This is a genomic window from Burkholderia pyrrocinia (assembly GCF_001028665.1).
GTDB classification, from domain to species: Bacteria; Pseudomonadota; Gammaproteobacteria; order Burkholderiales; family Burkholderiaceae; genus Burkholderia; species Burkholderia pyrrocinia.
The window spans coordinates 705,226-723,172 of sequence record NZ_CP011504.1 but is presented as its reverse complement, the minus strand read 5'-3'; the positions used below and the strand labels follow the sequence as shown (position 1 = coordinate 723,172).

Genomic DNA, 17,947 nt, shown 5'->3' with positions numbered 1-17,947 from the left:
AAAGTTACGCAGGGGAATCGTCACGGGCACGGCGGATTTTTGTCAGACGATTCCCCGTTTTTCACGCGTGATCGTGCGGCCGGTTGCGATCGCAGTGCGATACCGGGAATTACATCGGCCTGTCTGTCGATTACCAAAAACTGTCATTGAGCGCCGCTAAGCTTTCGCCACCCTCACAACCGGGATTTCCCGTCATGCGCTCGACAATCCGCCTGTTTGCCCCGCTATTGCTTCTGCCCACGCTTGCTGCCCCGGCGATCGCCGCCACCGCCGCGCCCGTCAGCCCGAACTGCGGCGGCAGCGCGACGCCCATTGCCGATATCCAGGGGCCGGGTGCGCCTTCGCCGCTCGCCGGCCAGAACGTGTCGATCGAAGCCGTCGTCACCGCCGATTTCGGCGGCACGGACGGCTTCGGCGGCTTCTTCGTCCAGCAGGCCGACGCGCAGCGCCGCAACCAGCCGGGCGTGTCCGAAGGCCTGTTCGTCTATGCGCCGAAAGTGCGCGCGAAGGCTGGCGATCTCGTGCACGTGACCGGCAAGGTCGAGGAGAAATACGGTCAGACGCAGCTCACGCAGTCGGGTGCGATCGCGGTGTGCGCGAACGGCCAGACCGTCACGCCCGCGACGCTCACGCTGCCGGTCGACAGCCCGAACGCATTCGCCGCGTATGAAGGGATGCTCGTGCGCCTGCCGCAGACGCTGAACGTCACCGACAACTACGAGCTCGGCCGCTACGGCAGCGTGTTGCTCAGCAACGGCCGCCTGCGCACGCCGACGAGCGTCGTGCCGCCCGCCCAGGCGCAGACGCAGATCGACGCGAACGCGCGCAACCGCCTGGTCCTCGACGACGGCTCGAACAAGCAGAACCCCGCGACCGTGCCGTATCCGGCGCCGGGCCTGTCGGCCGCGAACACGCTGCGCGCGGGCTACACGGTGCGCGACGTCGAAGGCGTGCTCGAAGTGCGTTACGGCGCCTGGCGCGTGCAGCCGCTGCCCGGCGCGGCCGTGCCGGCATTCGACGCGCGCACGAACCCGCGCACCAACGCGCCCGCGCGCGATCCGAAATCGAACCTGCGCGTCGCGTCGTTCAACGTCCTCAACTACTTCAACGGCAACGGTCTCGGCGGCGGCTTCGACGATCCGAACAACCGCGGCGCGAAGAACTATCAGGAATTCCAGCGCCAGGAAGCGAAGATCGTCAGCGCGCTGAAAGCGCTCGACGCCGACGTGATCGGCCTGATGGAAGTCCAGAACAACGGCTACGGCGAACTGAGCGCGGTGCGCCAGCTCGCGGCGAAGCTCGGCAACCACTGGCGCGTCGTCGATCCTGGCACGTCGCGCCTCGGCGGCGACGCGATCGCGGTTGCGATGATCTACGACAGCCGCAAGGTCGAACCGGTCGGACGCGCGGCCACGCTCGCGATCGACGACAAGAACCGCCAGCCGCTCGCGCAGTCGTTCCGCCGCATCGGCGGCAAGCAGGCGCTGACGATCGCGGTGAACCACCTGAAGTCGAAGAACTGCCCGGATGCCGCGAACGACGATCTCGACCAGGGCGACGGCCAGGGCTGCTGGAACCCGACGCGCACGCGCGCGGCGGCGAAGGTCGCCGACTGGCTCGCCGGCACGCCGACGGGTGTCGCGGGCCAGGGCGTGCTGCTGATCGGCGACTTCAACAGCTACACGTATGAAGACCCGATCCGCACGCTCGAATCGCGCGGCTACCGCAACCTCGTCGCGCGCTGGATCGGCGCGAACGCGTACAGCTACGTGTACAACGGCGAAGCCGGTTATCTCGATCACGCGCTCGCGACGCTGCCGCTCGCATCGCACGTGAAGGCCGTGCACGAATGGCACATCAACGCGGACGAGCCGCTCGCGCTGCAGTACACGCTCGCGTACAAATCGGCCGAGCAGCAGAAGACGTTCTACGCGCCGGATGCGTATCGTTCGTCGGATCACGATCCGGTGCTGATCGATATCGCGCTGCCGGGCGGCGGGCATTGATTGCGGGTTGAGTGTTTGCAATTGGCGATGTGCGGCACTGCCGCACGTCGTTGTGCGGGCGGCGGCTTGTGTATCGCGCGCCGCTCGCACTGCGGAAAATCCGGTCGGATATCGGGTAAATAATTCCGCCGCGGCCGGTATGAATTAACGAAGTCGGTATTTTATGGATGCCGAGGTGCGCATAAGCCCCCGGATTGACGAATGGTTGAAGTGAATCTCGTCATCGCATCGCGTATGCCTGCCGCTACAACGCCTTAATCGATCTCCGATAATAAAAATGAAAGAAAAATCCTGTCGGCCTGAAGGCATTTGAGGCGCTGCATCAATACAGGAAAGGCTGCTGAGTTGTGCGATAAAAGTAAAATATTCGGCGCAGCATTGCCGATAAGGCGCGCCTTGCACGAATAATCCCGTTTTCTTTCAAATCCCAGACACCGGCTGTCGTTCGCATCATTACGGGATTTTTAATATCGGAATGATCTTTGACAACGCGGCGCAGCACCGCCTATTTTGTCGATGTCGTAAATTTCGGTAATCAGAAAAGAAGTCCAAACTGCAGGGGGCGGTTCAAGCACGATTCTCGCCAGCAGTTTGCTGTGTCTGTATCACGTTCAGTCTCTTGAAGCAGTCCGATTCCAACCGCCTTTTGCGCGAGTGGCGGGTGTTGCTGCGCGTCTCGCCGGCGAAGGCGGCCTTTGTGAAGCGGTATCCGAACCAAATCAAAGGGCAGAGATGAAACCAGACAGGAGCAGTACCGGCAGCCGCCGTGCTCGTCACGGCCGGTTGGCCGGGCTAGGCGCATTGACGGTCATGACACTGGCGCTCGCGGCATGCGGCGGCGACGATTCGTCGTCCGTCGGCGCGTCGAGCCTCGCGCAGGCGACCGCCAGCCAGCAGGCCAGCGCACAAGCGGCCAGCAGTCAGGCACCGGCCGCCAACCAGCCTTATGTCGATCAGGTCGCGTATTCGATGAATGCGACCGACGGCCTCGCCGCCGCGCAGGTGTCCGAGAAAGCGGCGGTCATGCATTACCAGTGGAAGTCCGGCGGCACGACGATCAACTACACGACGACCACCGGCCACCTGACCGCGCAGGACGCGAACGGCAATGCGGAAGCGTCGATGTCGTATGTCGCGTACACCGCGCCGAGCACGAACGGCAAGCCGCGTCCAGTCACGTTCGTGTATAACGGCGGCCCCGGCTCGTCGTCGATCTGGCTGCGGCTCGGCTCGTTCGCACCGACGCGTGTGGCCACGCCTGATCCGGGGTTCGGCACCAACTGGCCGAACTATCCGCTCGTCGACAACGCGGAAAGCCTGATCGACACCACCGACCTCGTGTTCATCGACCCGCCGGGAACCGGCCTGTCGGAAGCCGTGTTGCCGAACACCAACCAGAAGTACTGGGGTTCCGATGCGGACGTGAACATCATGCGCGACTTCATCCAGCGCTACCTGAACGTCAACAGCCGCAGTACGTCGCCGATCTACCTGTACGGCGAATCGTACGGCACGCCGCGCACCGACATGCTGGCGCTCGCGCTCGAATCGGCCGGCGTGCACCTGACGGGCATCGTGCTGCAGTCGGCGATCCTGAACTACTTCGCGGATGCGGTGGAAGCAGTGGCGATCACGCAGTCGACGGAAGGGCTGCTGCTCGAAACCGATACCGTGGCAGGTTATCTGCCGGGTTATGCGGCGGTCGCGGCGTACTTCAACCAGGTATCGCCGGCGCCGGTGAACCAGGCTTTGTACGCACTGCAGACGGAACTGTTCACGACGCTGATCTACAACCAGCTGCAGAAGTACTCGCAGTCTTGGGTGTTGAGCCAGCTCGGCATTCCGGATGCGCTCGGCACGCCGGTGTTCCCGAGCGATGCGACGCTCCAGCTGTGGTCGATCCCGTCGAGCCTGACGCAACAGGCGCTGCGCGGCTACTTCAACGCGAACCCGTTCGGCACGAGCCTGCTGCCCGGAACGACGGTCGGCCGGTATGACGGACGCGTGTCGCTGCCGAACTCCGATCCGCGGCTGCAGAACGACGGCGACCCGTCCGACATCCTGATCTCGCAGCCGTTCACGAACGCGCTCGCGACGCAGATGCCGGACTACCTCGGCTACACCGCGCCGAACGCGACCTACCTGCCGCTGAACGACAACATCATCGGCGTATGGGACTTCTCGCACGACGGCCAGCCGATGCCCGACACGATCCCCGATCTGCTCGGCGCGCTGCAACTCAACCCGAAGCTTCGCGTGCTCGCGGAGAATGGCTTCCACGATCTCGCGACGCCGTTCTTCAACACCGAGAAGCAACTCGCGCGGCTGCAGACGGTGAAGGGCCTGAATCCGAAGCTGCAGGTGAACTTCTTCCAGGGCGGCCACATGACTTACCTGGACGATGTCGCCCGTCCGCAGATGAAGCGGGACCTGAAGACGTTCTACAAGGGCGCGCGGATTCCGACGGCGCTGACGCTGCATACGCTTCCGCCGCCGTGGCCGGACGAGAACCCGCCCAGCGTGCCGACCGGCAGCGTCCCGGGCGCGACGGCCGCGACGACGCTGGCGGCGGCCCCTTGAGCGACGGACTCCTTGTCAAAGGAACCCTCTATTCATCCATTGAATGCGAGTGATCATGTCCCTAATCAAATTGATTCGGCGGTTGTCTGCGTTGATCGTCCTCGGTGCCGTGGTGAGCAGCGCCTACGCATTGCCGCCGCAGGCGGTGGCGCCCGTGAAGCTGCCGCATGGCGGGCGCGGTGTCGACGGCCCGTTCTTTCCTGCCACGCGTGCGGCGCCGGTGTTGCCGTCGACCGGCGCGACGCTGCAGCAGCAGGCGCAGCGGCGCGTCGACGCGAGGCTCGGCGCCAATACGGTGCTGAGCAACGGCGCGGCCGTGACGAAGGCGCAGGCGCAGAGCAGCGGGCTCGGTTTCGTGTCGAAGCACTTCGACGAGATCGATGCGAAGCACACGGGCCGCGTGACGATGAGCGATGTGCGGCAGTTCATCCAGCAGCGGCAGGTGCAGGCGCAGCAGGAACAGCAGGACGAGTGATGGTGCGGGCAGGGCGGCGGCCGGTGCGAGGTCGGCACCGGCCGCCGAGCCGCACCACGCGTTCAGGTTGCGTGGCGCGCGTAGCGCCTGGCCGTGGCGGACGGCAACTCGCCGAACATCGCGCGATAGTCCTGCGCGAAACTGCTCAGGTGCCAGAAGCCCCATTTGGTTGCGGCGGACGTCACGGATTCGCCGAGCCGAAGCTCGCGACGCGCGTGATTCAGTCGAACGGCCCGCAGATACGCAATGGGGTTCAGGTTGAGCGCGTCGTGGAATGCATACTGCGCGGTACGCCGGCTGATGCCGAGCTGCACGCACAGTTCGGCGATCGACAGCGGGCAGGTCGATGCGTCCTGAAGCCGCTCCTGCACGGCGTTGACGAGCGACCAGTATTTCGTCGGGCGCGCGGCCTGCGCGCCGGCCTCCGGCGCGGCCGCCGTCAACACTTCCGAGATCGCATACAGGACGGTGCGCTCCAGCAGTTCGATCCGGTCCAGTGTCGTCACGTCTTCGACGGAGGTGCTTTTCGCCGCGGCGGCCAGCGTCCGGCGCAGCAGGTCGCGAAGATTGTCCGCGACATAGGTGGGCATCGGGATCAGCGGTGCGAGCGTGCGCGCGCGCAGGGACGCGGCGACCGTGCGCATCGCTTGCGTCGACAGCTTGTCGGGCTCGATTTCGACATTCACGAGCACGTGCCGGTCGGGCGAGTAGAACTCGAATTCCGGCAGGCTCGAGAACACGTGCAGGCTGTCGCGCCCGCTCTTCTCGCCGCACATGCGCGCATGCCCTTCCAGTTCCAGCGGCACGGCCACGGCGATCCGGTCCGACGGCACCGCGCCCCGCTGCAGGATGACCTTGTCGAGGTCCTCGACCAGCAGCTTGATGCCGCCCAGCGACACGATCGACGACGAGCCATGAAACAGGCCGCCCGAGATCTGCGTGTAATTCAGGTTCCAGCCTTCGAACGACCGCGCCTGTTCCTCCACGTCGGTGAACGCGCAGAACGCAACCGTTCGCGCGAACAACGGGGCGCCAGAGAAATCGCTCGGGTGGGCAGACGGCGTCATCGGGGCGGGAAGGGGCGGGCCGGGTCGAATCATTGTAGCCGCTTGATGAGCCGGTCAAAAAGCGCAGCCTCGTGGAAACCCTCGCTTGCCGAAATCCGATAGTGAAAAGCGTTTCGGCACCCTACCTTTGGCATGAATGCGACGCAGTTCACCGAGCGGTTCGGCGGTTCGGCGGAGCGGCGGGGTGGCGGGGCGGCCACCCGCCAACCGCCAACCGCCAACCCGCCGAGTCATCCCCCCAACGCACCGCGGTGCCTATCTGGAGAGACGTTGATGGAACTTCCCCGTGGCGGATTCTGGAGAAACTGGGTGGGCAATCAGTCGTGCGTGGCCGCGCACCTGGCGTCGCCGACCAGCGAGGCCGAGATCGCGGAACTGGTGCGCACCGCGACGCGGCAGGGCAAGCACGTCCGCTGCGCGGGGTCGGGGCACTCGTTCACGCCGGTCGTGGCGACGAGCGGCCTGCTGCTGTCGCTGCAGGACTACCAGGGCATCGTCGATGTCGATGAAGCGCGCAAGCGCGTGACGGTGAAGGCCGGCACCAAGCTCAATGCGCTGACGCGGCACCTGAAGACAATCGGCCTGTCGCTCGTCAACCAGGGCGACATCGATTCGCAGGCGATTGCCGGCGCGTTCGCCACCGGCACGCACGGCACGGGGACGACGCTGAGCAACCTGTCGTCGCAGGTCGTCGGGATGCGTATCGTGCGGCCCGACGGCTCGATCATGGAAGTGAGCGACCGGAAGGACCTCGACCTGCTCCATGCGACGCAGGTGAATATCGGCATGTTCGGCGTGGTCTCGGAGATGACGCTGCAGGTGACCGATGCGTTCTGGCTGCACGACCGTGTCTGGCGCGAGGACTTCGAAGCGCTGATGGAGCGATACGACGACCTGGCGGCGCAGCATCGGCATTTCGGTTTCTTCTGGTGTCCGGCGTCCGAAAGCCGCCACCTGTACTGCCTGCCCGACACCGCCAAGGTGTCGAATTCGAAGAAGGACTACGACGTGTGCGAGATCAAGGTGATGGATGTCACCGCCGAGCGCACGTTCCATGAAGGCGAACACGAGAAGATCGCTTACAGCTCCGAGGTGTATGCGATTCACTACGTGCCGAACTTCCATGAACTCGAGTACGCAGTGCCCGCGCAACACGGAAAGGAAGCGCTGCGCCGCGTCCGCGACCTCATTCTCACGAAACACCGCGACTGCATTTTCCCGGTCGAGTACCGCTTCACGAAGGGCGACCCGGCGTGGATCAGCCCGTTCAACCACCAGGACAGCGTCACCATTTCATGCTCGGGCGGCCCGAACGGCGTCGACTACTGGCCGTTCCTGAAGGACGTCGACGACATCCTGCGCGACTACGACTCGCGTCCGCACTGGGGCAAGCTGCACTTCACGAACCGCGAAGACGTGGACCGCTGGTTTCCCAAGGCGGAGGCATTCCGTGCATTGCGCCGCAGCGTGGACCCCGAAGGCTACTTCCTCAACGATCATCTTCGGACGCTGTTCAGCTGAGCGCGCCGATCGAACCAGACAGGAGAACGAAGCATGAATGTCAAGATTGACGGCCGCCTGGCCGGCAAGGTCGCCATCGTGAGCGGCGGCGCCGGCGGGTGCGGCGCGGCTGCGTCCGAACTGTTCGCCGCACAGGGCGCGAAGGTGGCGATCGTCGACCGGGACGGCGACGCCGCCGAAGCGCTCGCATCCAGGCTGCGCGATGCCGGCCTGCAGGCGCTCGGCCTTGGCGCCGACGTGTCGAAACAGGCGGAGGTTCAGCGGGCCGTCGATGCGGCGCGGGAGCAGTACGGCAATGCGGACATCCTGTTCAATCACGCGGGGACGCTGATCGTCAAACCGTTCCTCGACATCGAGGAATCGGAATGGGACTGGCTGATGGGCGTGAACGTCAAGAGCATGTTCCTGATGACGAAGGCGGTGCTGCCGCAGATGCTCGAGAAGGGGCGTGGCAGCATCGTATGTACTTCGTCGATTTCCGCGGTCTGCGCGACGCCGGGCGAAGTGCTGTACGACGCGACCAAGGGTGCGTGCCACATGTTCGCGCGGGCCATCGCGGTCGAGTACCGCGACCGCGGGATTCGCTGCAACGCGCTGGCGCCGGGGTTCATCCGCACGCCGCACGGGATGCGCGAACTCAAGGACCTGCAGGCGATGGGCGTCGACGCGACCGAAGCGGCGATCGCGATTCAGCAGGGCCGGTTGTGCGAGCCGTCGGAAGTCGCGGCGGCCGCGCTGTTCCTGGCGTCCGACGAGTCGAGTTTCGTCAACGGCACCCATCTGTTCGTCGACAACTGCTTTTCCGCCGTCTGATCGCAGATTCTCGCAGCGGCACTTTCGACGCGACACGCCATGCGACGCTAATCGTGCCGGCCAACGCGAAAGACACCGCGCAATTCGTCGTGGTTGTGGACGTTGAGCTTGCGGTAGATCTTTCGCACATGATCGACGACGGTGCTGTCGCGCAGCGCGAGGGAGCGCGCGATTGCGGTTTGCGAGTGGCCGAGGACGAGTAGCGAACAAAGCTGCCGTTGTCGTTCCGTCAGGCCGAACTCGAAGCCGAGTCGCTCGATTTCCAGTTCGTGCGGGAGGAAATGCTCGATGTAGATCACGATCGCCTGTTCGCAGTGCATCGCGCTTGCGTGCGCAAAACGATACGCCTTGAAGCGGAAGCGGCCGGCCGCATTGCGGCGTTCCATCGTGGCGGGTGCCACCGGGAGGCCGCACCAGATGCGATTGACGTTCGTTAGCAGCGGCGCAAGCCAGTTCGGAAAGCGGTCGCGACGATAGAACGCAAGCGGTTCGCCGGAAGCGAGCGCCAGCATTCTGGTGCTGTCCTCGCTCTGCAGCAGGACCTTCCCGGTGTTGTCGATGACCATGATCGCCGACTGGCTGCCTTCCGCTTCGCGCGAAGGCGGATGTATCGGGCATGAAAGCGCATGTGCGATATGTCGCGCGAAGGGCGCGATGTCCCGATGATTCTTTTCCGAGAACGGGTGACCGCCGGGCGCGCGGCACAATTTCAGGCTTCCCCAGCCACGGGTGCCATCGGTCGCCGTCAGCTCGAGGCAATGCCGCATGCCGACCGGCTGCCACAACTCCGCATACATCGCACTCTTCAGCAGCGCGGCGTCGTAACGGGCGCTGTTTTCGAAACCGCGGCCGCGGCGCATCGCATCCGAGAACGTGACGCCGAGCACTTCCTGTTTTTCGGTGTTGTGGACGTCGGCAAAGTAGGTGGGCAGGACTTGATAGACGGTGTCGTTTTCGCTGTATACGTCCGACACCGCATGGTGCTCGTCGGTATAGAAGAACATGCCCCAGTCGGCGCCCACGATGCGCCGCGTCGCTTCAACCACATGAGGAATGACGAGGCGCGGTTCGATGCCAAGCGAACATAGTCGCCGGATGTGGCCCGCTAGCGCGACATACTTGTCGGACATGGTGAGCCCCTTGAGCTACGGTGGGCTTGCACGCGACTGCGTCGCAACGCGGGCCGCTCGTTCCTTGCGCATACCGTGTCCAGTTTAGGTCGGCAATTTGACAAATTCCCAAATTGCCCCCTCGTCAGGGGGCGTTAAACCGGCAGGCTGATCCCTATCATTAATCCATTCCTGCCGGTTGCCCCGCCCGGTGCGCGGTGGCTCGAAGTGCGACATCCGCCCGGTCGCGGGCGCGCGCCGCTGGAATATTCGATTCGCGTTGCGGCACGACGCGCAGGCAAGAGCACGCGCTAGCTGCTGTGAGGCAATGTTGCGCATTCGCATGTGAATGCGCTGGTCCGGGGGGACGTTACAGGAGGACGCGAAGGTCGCTCGATGGAACCTCGAACGTGCGAAGCCGGCCGATGACTGAAGTGACGCAGCCAAATGCTCGCGATTCGCGACGAGCGGTGCATGCCGTCGCGGCCGATGTTGTCGCATCGGCGAGGTGTGTCGAATCGCGCGGACGGCCGGACATCGGCTCCGTCCCCGCTGGATGAGTCGCAATCTCTTTTCAGATGAGGTGCCACGATGAAGACGATGTACAAGGCGGCACTGGCCGCCGTTTGCATGCTGGGTGCGGCCGGGCTTGCCCGGGCGGACGGCGGAGCCGACGCGGGCCCCGGCACGCCCTCGGATGCGGCGATCAGCGCCACCGCTGTGGGCTCCATGCCCAGTGCCGGGTCACAGGCGGGCGGCCCTGCGGCGATCACGCGCGCCCAGGTGAAGCAGGAACTGATTCGCGCGCAGAAGTCGGGCGAGCTCGATCGGATGAATCAGTTCTACGGCGGCGGGGAATAGGGGCGGCGTGACGAACCGGCGCGGCCGCCCGGACCATCGGCGGCCGCGTGGTCGGTGCGCTGATTGCACGCGAGGACTGTTGCGACCGGCAACGCGACCCTTGCGACGATCACGGGCATGACTGTCAGACGAGGGTTCGACGGCCCGAAGGGCTGGATTGCCGGATCAAGGTCGTTCCGCATCGAAGTCGAAAAAAGCCGACTCGCGACATGACACCTGCGAGCCGGCGGTTTCAGCCTGTTTCAACGGCGCTTCAGACGGACGGATCGACGTTCGCCTCGAGTTCGCGGATGCGCTCGAGGTTCCGCGTGTCCTTCAGCACCGGCGGCCCCGCGAAGGTGTTGCGCACCCCGAAGCCGTACCAGATCACCATGAGCGCCGCCACGAAACCGACGAGCACGTAGAGCACCTTTTCATTCGGCGGCTGGATGCCCACATACGCGAGCACACAGGCGCCGACCAGCGCGAGCAACGCACACGGCTTGGACCAGATGCCCAGTTGGAACGGACCTTTTTCGGTCCACGTGCGGCCTTCGGCCAGCATCCCCGAGCCGATCGGCATCGCATACGAGATGAACAGGAACACCGCGCTTCCGGCACTCAGCACCGAGAACGCATCGCCGTACAGCGTGACGACGATCGCGAGCACCGCACACGTCCAGATCGCCGGGCCGGGCGTCCGGTGCGTGTGATTCACGCTGCGCAGCAGCTTCGACGCCGGCAGCCCGCCGTCGCGCGCGAACGCATACACCATCCGCGACGTCGACATGATCGCGGCGAGCCCGCACACGTAGTTGATGAAGAACATCGCGAGTTCGAGGCAGACGCGCAAGGTCTTCGGAATCGGCGCGAGTATCGCTTCGAAAAAGCCGGTGCCCTGTTTCATGCTGGCGGTCAGGTCGGGCATCACCAGCACGAACGCGCACACCATCACGTAGCCGAAGATCGCGGACCAGAACACCGACCCGATGATGCCGCGCGGCACGTTCCTGGCCGCATCGTGCGTCTCTTCCGACGTATGCGCGGACGCGTCGAAGCCGGTGATGGTGTAGGTCACCAGCAGCAGGCCGGACAGGAACGCGAGCGGCGTGGCCTGCTTCGGCCACGCACCGCCGTCGACACCGGTGAAATTGGTGAAGGTGACCAGCCGGTGCGCATCGAACGCGACAGGCGAGTAGTAGAGCAGCGAAACGACCAGCGCGATCGTCACCACGAAGATCAGATAGCCCGACAGGTCGGTGATCCTGCTCGCGATCCTGATGCCGCGTGCGTTCAGAATGGCTTGCGAGAGCGTGATGAATGCGATGAACGCCGTTTGATGCCACCAGGTCAGGCTGTCCGGACTGACGCCGAACATCGGCGCGATCAGCGTCTTGAAGAACGGATCGTAGGTGCCGAAATTGATCGCGGCGATCACGAAGACGAGGCCGATCAGGTTGAGCCACGCCGTCATCCACCCCCACTTCTTCCCGCCGAGGATGGCGCCCCAGTGATAGAGGCCGCCCGCCGTCGGGAACGCGGACGCGATTTGCGACATCGACACGGCGACGATCAGCGCGAACAGCGAACCCAACGGCCAGCCCAGGCCGATCGACGCGCCGCCGGTGGCGGAAAACGCGAGCTGAAACGCGGTAATGCCGCCCGACAGGATGCAGATCACCGAAAACGACACGGCGAAGTTCGAGAAACCGCTCATCCGTCTCGACAGTTCCTGCGCATAGCCCATCTTGTGCAGGAGGCTTACGTCACTGTCGGTGCCTGAATCAGGCGCGAGTTTTGCATCCATGTTCGCTCCGTCACGAATGTCCTGCGTGGCAGGACTGTCATCGCCGCCCGGGCCTCGTGTGACGGCCCGCTCCTGGAATTCGTCGGCGGCACGCGATGCCGCGGTTGAACGGCAATCGCGTTCCGGTCCGATGCGTGAACGGTATGAAACCAAATTTCCGGGCAATATCGGATTTCGGCAATGTAGTGAAAATCAGGATGCGTGCACTGTTTGGGGGCGTGGTGCGGCGTCATGGGCAGGCCGATCCGGTGCGACGCCGGACAGACGTGCTACGGCGCGATCACGGTCATCCTGAACGGCCCGCCGTTTGCCGCAGCATGCGCGACCGCGTCGTTCGCATCGTCGAGCGCGAACACCGTCACGTCGAAGTGCCCGAGGTCGAGCAGCCCGCCGCGGATGAGCCCCGCCATCAACGTCACGGCTTCCGTCGGGTACATCCATTTGCCGCGCAGCGTGATGTCGTTGCGCATGATCCACGGATACGGCAGCTCGAGCCCCGCACCGCCGAGCATGCCGACGCCGCCCATCAGCACCACGCGCCCGTACGGGCGCACCGCCATCACCGCAGCACGCACCGTCGTCGCGGGCACCGACGGCGGCATCAGGTCGATCACGCAGTCGATCGGCCCCGGCGCCGCCTGCTGCATGCGTGCGCGATCCGTGGTTTCGTCGCCGGTCAGCGCAACGGTGCGCACGCGTTCGCCGAAGCGGCGTTCGAGATCCGCGAGCGCATGCGCATTGCGGCCGGGCGCGATCACGCACCGCGCGCCCATCGCCAGTGCCACCGCGATGCCTGCGCTGCCGAAGTTGCCGGTCGCGCCGCTGACGAGCAGGATCTCGCCCGCCCGCAGATCGGACGCGAGCAGCCCGCCGTACGGCACGAGCAACGTATTGAGCGCGCACCAGCGCGCGGCGTCTGCCGGCCGGATGTCGCCGATGCGCACCGCGTTCTCGGTCGGCACCCGCAGACGTTCGGCGAACGGGCCGTCGTGGAAATGGCGCTGCAGCCGCTTGCCGCCTTCGCCGCGCGCGCTCCAGCCCTGCAGCACGATGTCGGGCATCTGCGCATCGTCGCGCGAGCGCACGGTCGGATCGCAGAACACCCAGTCGCCCGGCTGCAACTTCGTCGCGTCGGGGCCGGTTTGCCGGACCCGGCCGATTGCGCCGCAGCCGGGCACGTTCGGCAACTCGATCGGATACTGGCGCTCGCCGCTGAACACTTCCTGCGCATAGGACAGCACCGGCGTCGCGACGACATCCACGATGACCTCGCCGGTGCCGAGCATGGGGTCCGGCATCGTTTCGATCGCGAGCGGCATGCCGAGCGACTTCAGAATCGCAGCTTTCATGACTCTTCCAGAGGGTGGGGGACGCGCCGATTCTGGCAGGCTTAGAATCCGCAACAAGGCCCGGCACGAGCCCAGGATTGCCCGATACCACCCTGCACGGAGCGCCCCCGATGACCGTTACGACGCGAACCCCGTTCGGCGATTTTCTGCGCTCGCGGCGCAAGAAGCTGCGACCGGATGCCGTCGGCCTGCACGACGGCCCGCGCCGGCGCACGCCCGGCCTGCGGCGCGAGGAAGTCGCGGAACTGGCGGGCATCGGCGTCGACTGGTATGTGCGGCTGGAGCAGGGGCGCGACGTCAGCCCGTCGGATGCGACGCTCGACGCACTGGCACGCGCATTGCGGCTGGACAAGGCCGAAGCCGCCCATCTGCACGCGCTCGCGCGGCGCGACACGTCGCGTGCGTTCGTGCCGGAGCGCGTGCCGCCCACCATCGCGCGGCTCGTCGCGAATCTTCACCTGCCTGCGTACGTGACCGGGCGGCGCTGGGACATCCTCGCGTGGAATGCCGCAGCGGCCGACCTGCTTGGCTTCGATCGGCTTGCGGAAGCAGACCGCAACATCCTGGTCTACATGTTCGTCGAGCCGCACGCGCGCCGGCTCTTCGCCGAGCATTGGGCCGACGAGGCGCGCCGGATGATCGCGCTGTTTCGCACGAACCATGATCTCCATGCGGGCGATCCGGCGTTCATTGCGCTGGTGGAGCGCCTGTGCGCGAGCAGCGACGAGTTTGCGCAATGGTGGGGCGCGCATGACGTGCGCAGCGGGGCGTCGGGCCAGAAGGTGCTCGTGCATGCGCAACGTGGCACGCAGCGTTATGAATACGCGACGTTCCAGGCGAACGACGATCCCGCGTTGAAGCTGGCGATTTATACGCCGGTGAGTGGCGATGGGGACGTCGGCGAATAGGGGGGCGTGAGCGACACGATTGCCGGCGGGTCATGCGCCGGCAGTCGTCGGCCGGGCGACCGAGGCTTGATTGGCCGGCGTCACCGCCTGGCATCACATCGAAGCGCGGCTTCGTACGCGAATACGGGCGGTGAAGCGAAACCGGAAAGTGTTCCGGCTCAAGCCGTCCGCCGGCTCGACAAACGATTCCACAACATTCCCGCGCGGCTCCCGCTTCGGCAATACGCGAGCACCGGCTTCTGCAGCGAGTCGACCAACGCACCGAACGCATCGACTTCCGCGTCGCCGATATGATCGCGCTCGACCGGCAGGTAGCGCGCTTCGAGGCCCAGTTCGCGGGCAGCCGCTGCGATTTCATCGAACGCCGGCTGATCGTCGCCTTCGCCGTCCGGGCGGTTGCAGATGACCGAGCGGAAGCCCGCATTCCGGATCGCTTTCAGGTCGGCCGGCGTGATCTGCCGCGACGCGGAAAACCCGCTCGACGCCGTCGCGCGGCATTGCTCGATCGCGTTCCGGAAACAGGCAATGGCGAAATCGACGTCCTGCTCGGTCGTAAAGCGACCGAAGCTCACGCGCACGGTGCGGCCGGCAGTCTCTGCATCGAGGCCGATCGCAGTCAGCACGTGGGACGGTGCGCCGCTGGTCGAGTTGCATGCGGACGTCGACGACACGGCGAGCGCCTCGCCGAGCATGAACGGGAAAAAGCCGGGTGCGTTCACCGTCAGGCTCAACGTGTGCGGGATGCGGCGCGCAGCGGCAGCGTTCTGCGTGACATCGCCGAGCGCGAACAGCGCATCCGTCAGGCGTGCGCCGAGCGCCGCGATCCGCACGGCTTCGCCGTCGAGTTTCTCGGCGGCCAGTTCGCACGCGACGCCCATGCCGACGATCTGATGCGTCGCAAGCGTGCCCGAGCGCAACCCGCGCTCGTGTCCGCCGCCATGAATCTGCGGAGCGATCCGGTCGGCGATGTCGCGGCGGACGAACAGCGCGCCGATGCCCTTGGGGCCGTACACCTTGTGGGCCGACATCGACATCATGTCGATGCCGAGCGCCCGCACGTCGATCGGCATCTTGCCGAGCGCCTGCGCGGCGTCCACGTGGAGCAGCGCGCCTGCGGCATGCACGATGCGCGCGATCGCGGCGATGTCGGTCAGCGTGCCGATCTCGTTGTTCACGAGCATCAGCGACACGAGGCCGGTATCGGGGCCGATCGCGGCGGCGACCGCGTCGGCGGTGATTTCGCCGTCGCGCGTGGGCGTAAGGAAACTGACCGACATCCCGCGCTTCGACAGGTTCGCCATCGTGTCGAGAATGGCCTTGTGCTCGAGGCGGCTCGTGATCAGGTGGCGCTTGTCGGTCGCGGCTTCCGCATAGCCCTTCAGCGCGAGGTTGTTCGATTCGGTGGCGCCCGACGTCCAGACGATCTCGTCGGCATCCGCGCCGATCAGCGCGGCGACCTGCGCGCGGGCGCGCTCGACCTGTTCCCGCGCCAGCCGGCCGGCGGCGTGCGAACTCGATGCGGGATTGCCGAAGATGCCGTCGAAGCCGAGGCAGGCCGTCATCGCTTCGATTACGCGGGGATCCGCGGGCGTCGTTGCCGCGTAGTCGAGGTAGTGCAGCGTGGTGGTATCGCTCATGTCCGTCTCTTGCTCATTTCAGAATGGGAGAAATGATACGGGGGACAGGAGGGAAAATGGATCCAAAATTCCTTGGGAAACCCGCCTGATATGGAATAACGTTTTCTTCTGGAGTGGAATGGGGGAAATGGTTTCTTTGTAGGCCGGGCGGGGCTGTTCGCGACTGCCTCGATGTCTATGAGGGATTCCCCCGTGTCGCAGGCGTCAGCGCCATTCCAGCCCTGCGGCGATTCGCCCGATGCTTCCCCGCCGATGCTTCCCGAGCGCCCCGACCGATTATTTGCATTTCGCGAATGGCGCGTTCGCCGGTTGTTCCATACCCGATCCGCAGCCATGCCCCTATCGTTGTGGCGTCGGCTGGCTGGATTCGATGCGTCGAACCGGAAAGGCGGCCGGCACTTCGTCGCGATTCGCGTCGCACACAAAAAAACATCGGACCTGGCCCATGCGCAGGCGCTGCGGCGCGCGCAGGCAAGCCAGTCCTCGGAGACGGAAATGAAAGCAAACGAGTGGGATACCTCCTATGAGTGGAAGGCGGTGACGCTGCTGGCGCTCGGCTTCGGGCTGGTCGGCCTCGACCGCTGGCTCATCGCGCCGCTGTTCCCTTCGATCATGAAGGACCTCAACCTGACCGCGCAGGACGTCGGCAACTGCATCGGCGTGCTCGGCCTGTCGTGGGGCGTGTTCGCAGCACTGATGGGCGGTATCTCGGACAAGATCGGCCGCAGGAAGGTGCTCATTCCCGCCATCATCGCGTTCTCGCTGCTGTCGGGTTTTTCGGGGCTCGCGGGCGGGCTGCTCGGGCTGATGGCGATTCGCGGGCTGATGGGCGTCGCGGAGGGGTCGTTCTGCCCGACCAGTTTCGCCGCGACCGCCGACGCGTCGCATCCGCGGCGGCGCGGCCTGAACCTCGGCCTGCAGCAAAGCGGCTTCGCGCTGTTCGGCCTGGCGCTGTCCCCGATCATCGCCACGCAGTTGCTCGGCTTCGTGTCGTGGCGCTGGGTCTTTGCGCTGGTGGCGATTCCCGGCCTGATCCTCGGCGCGATCATGTTCTTCGTCATCCGCGAACCGAAGGTCACGAAGTCGGTCGCGTCGGAACACGCGCCGGCCTCGCTCGGCCATGTGCTCAAGAGCCGCAACATCCTCGTGGCGATGGCCGCACTGTGCTGCGCGATGACCGGCGTCTTCGTGCTCGGCGCGCTGCTGCCGCTGTACCTGACCGATTACCTGTCGCTCGGCACGCAGAAGATGGGCCTCGTCGTGTCGGCGATCGGCTTCGGCGGCTTTCTCGGGCAGTTCGGGTTGCCCGGCCTCTCCGACCTGGTCGGCCGCCGCCTTGCGAGTATCGTCGGCTTCGCGGGAACGGCCGTGATGCTCTATATCTTCCGCGGCCTCGGCCCGCAGCCGGTCGCGCTGTTCGGGGTCCTGTTCGTTGCATCGTTCTTCACGCTCGGGCTGGTGTCGCTGCTGTCCGGCCCGGTCGCGACCGAGGCTGCGCCCATCGGTCTCGTGTCGACGTCCATCGGCGTGGTGGTCGGCGTCGGCGAAATCTTCGGCGGTGGTATCGCGCCGGCGCTGGGCGGTTACGTCGCCGCACACTTCGGTATCCAGAACATTCTGTGGTTGCCGATGTGCGCAGTCGTGCTGGGTATCCTGGTCAGCATGCTGTTGAAGGAAACCGCGCCTGCCGTGCTGCAGCGTCGCGTGGTCGGGCAACCGGAACTGGCAGCCGGCGAGCAACCGAGGTAATGCCTGAGCGGGCGCGCCGGCGAACGCCGGTGCCGGTGCGCTTCGCGATTGACATCGATTCGGCGACACAGTGACGCTTTTCGCAT

General features: G+C 65.4%; 13 protein-coding genes. 8 read left to right on the top strand and 5 right to left on the bottom strand.

Translation table 11 applies throughout. From position 1 onward, the window contains the following. Positions 1-194: 194 nt before the first annotated feature. The 3 genes from ABD05_RS19435 to ABD05_RS19425 all read left to right on the top strand — a co-directional run bounded on the left by ABD05_RS19435 (position 195) and on the right by ABD05_RS19425 (position 5,061). Entirely contained in the window at positions 195-2,006 is a 1,812-nt protein-coding gene (locus ABD05_RS19435; protein ID WP_047901774.1) for an ExeM/NucH family extracellular endonuclease, read from the top strand. A gap of 732 nt (positions 2,007-2,738) precedes the next feature. Further along, positions 2,739-4,586: a S10 family serine carboxypeptidase-like protein gene (locus ABD05_RS19430; RefSeq protein ID WP_047901773.1), complete on the top strand. Its 1,848-nt coding sequence runs from the start codon at positions 2,739-2,741 to the stop codon at positions 4,584-4,586. A gap of 43 nt (positions 4,587-4,629) precedes the next feature. Continuing rightward, on the top strand, positions 4,630-5,061 hold the full coding sequence (locus ABD05_RS19425) for a hypothetical protein (RefSeq protein ID WP_047901772.1): 432 nt from the start codon (positions 4,630-4,632) through the stop codon (positions 5,059-5,061). Between the two features lie 62 nt (positions 5,062-5,123). Here the strand turns inward: ABD05_RS19425 and ABD05_RS19420 are convergent, their stop codons facing one another. Then, positions 5,124-6,086 carry a helix-turn-helix domain-containing protein gene (locus tag ABD05_RS19420; RefSeq protein ID WP_238594168.1) on the bottom strand — a complete coding sequence of 321 codons (963 nt, stop codon included), beginning with the start codon at positions 6,084-6,086 and terminating at the stop codon, positions 5,124-5,126. 315 nt (positions 6,087-6,401) lie between these two features. Here ABD05_RS19420 and ABD05_RS19415 point away from each other — a divergent pair, with 315 nt between their 5' ends. Both ABD05_RS19415 and ABD05_RS19410 read left to right on the top strand, forming a co-directional pair. Beyond that, positions 6,402-7,649 (top strand): D-arabinono-1,4-lactone oxidase, encoded by a 1,248-nt coding sequence (locus ABD05_RS19415; RefSeq protein WP_047901770.1) that lies wholly within the window; start codon positions 6,402-6,404, stop codon positions 7,647-7,649. Positions 7,650-7,682: 33 nt separating this feature from the next. Next, positions 7,683-8,462 carry an SDR family NAD(P)-dependent oxidoreductase gene (locus tag ABD05_RS19410; RefSeq protein WP_047901769.1) on the top strand — a complete coding sequence of 260 codons (780 nt, stop codon included), beginning with the start codon at positions 7,683-7,685 and terminating at the stop codon, positions 8,460-8,462. Between the two features lie 47 nt (positions 8,463-8,509). Here ABD05_RS19410 and ABD05_RS19405 read toward each other — a convergent pair whose 3' ends face one another. Then, positions 8,510-9,592, bottom strand: coding sequence for a helix-turn-helix transcriptional regulator (locus tag ABD05_RS19405; protein WP_047901768.1), 1,083 nt, complete (start codon positions 9,590-9,592; stop codon positions 8,510-8,512). Between the two features lie 570 nt (positions 9,593-10,162). On the opposite strand from ABD05_RS19405, the gene ABD05_RS19400 reads away from it, so the two are divergent. After that, positions 10,163-10,432 carry a DUF4148 domain-containing protein gene (locus tag ABD05_RS19400; RefSeq protein ID WP_047901767.1) on the top strand — a complete coding sequence of 90 codons (270 nt, stop codon included), beginning with the start codon at positions 10,163-10,165 and terminating at the stop codon, positions 10,430-10,432. 253 nt (positions 10,433-10,685) lie between these two features. On the opposite strand, the gene ABD05_RS19395 is transcribed toward ABD05_RS19400, so the two are convergent. Beyond that, positions 10,686-12,218, bottom strand: a complete 1,533-nt coding sequence (locus ABD05_RS19395; protein ID WP_047901766.1) for an amino acid permease — start codon at positions 12,216-12,218, stop codon at positions 10,686-10,688. 269 nt (positions 12,219-12,487) lie between these two features. After that, positions 12,488-13,567 (bottom strand): zinc-binding dehydrogenase, encoded by a 1,080-nt coding sequence (locus ABD05_RS19390; RefSeq protein ID WP_047901765.1) that lies wholly within the window; start codon positions 13,565-13,567, stop codon positions 12,488-12,490. A 110-nt stretch (positions 13,568-13,677) separates the two neighbouring features. Between ABD05_RS19390 and ABD05_RS19385 the strand changes: the two genes are divergently transcribed. Beyond that, entirely contained in the window at positions 13,678-14,475 is a 798-nt protein-coding gene (locus tag ABD05_RS19385; RefSeq protein ID WP_047901764.1) for a helix-turn-helix domain-containing protein, read from the top strand. Positions 14,476-14,633: 158 nt separating this feature from the next. Here the strand turns inward: ABD05_RS19385 and ABD05_RS19380 are convergent, their stop codons facing one another. After that, positions 14,634-16,112, bottom strand: a complete 1,479-nt coding sequence (locus tag ABD05_RS19380; protein WP_047901763.1) for an aminotransferase class V-fold PLP-dependent enzyme — start codon at positions 16,110-16,112, stop codon at positions 14,634-14,636. Positions 16,113-16,607: 495 nt separating this feature from the next. Between ABD05_RS19380 and ABD05_RS19375 the strand changes: the two genes are divergently transcribed. Next, the gene (locus ABD05_RS19375) at positions 16,608-17,861 is read left to right on the top strand and encodes an MFS transporter (protein ID WP_047903652.1); all 1,254 of its coding nucleotides are present in this window, start codon (positions 16,608-16,610) and stop codon (positions 17,859-17,861) included. Positions 17,862-17,947: the final 86 nt, after the last annotated feature.